We start from the raw sequence: 246 nt of genomic DNA, 5'->3' as shown, positions 1-246 counted from the left end.
GCTGCTGGTAGGGCTAGTGGGCGGCTTGCACAGGGTTATCTTCAGCGGCTTTTCCGATTACTTCTACATTGTCAGTTCGGTTTTGATTGGTTATTTAATCGGCGTCCTGGGTGACCGGGTTAAGAAGAACAATTTGTATCCTTCGACCTTCTGGGTAGCAGTTCTATCGCTGCTGGCTGAACTAATCCAAATGGCCTTCATCTTTGCCTTCCGCGGTTTTGGCCTGGTCAAGTTGGTTTTTGTACC

At 48.8% G+C, this 246-nt stretch carries 1 protein-coding gene; it reads left to right on the top strand.

Annotated elements, in window-relative coordinates:
* A partial coding sequence (locus ACYYG1_RS17755) for a LytS/YhcK type 5TM receptor domain-containing protein (protein WP_461211656.1) occupies positions 1 to 246 on the top strand: 246 nt, incomplete at both ends.

The organism is Desulfocurvus sp. DL1XJH-121 (assembly GCF_054819825.1).
This window is presented reverse-complemented; position numbering and strand designations above follow the sequence as displayed.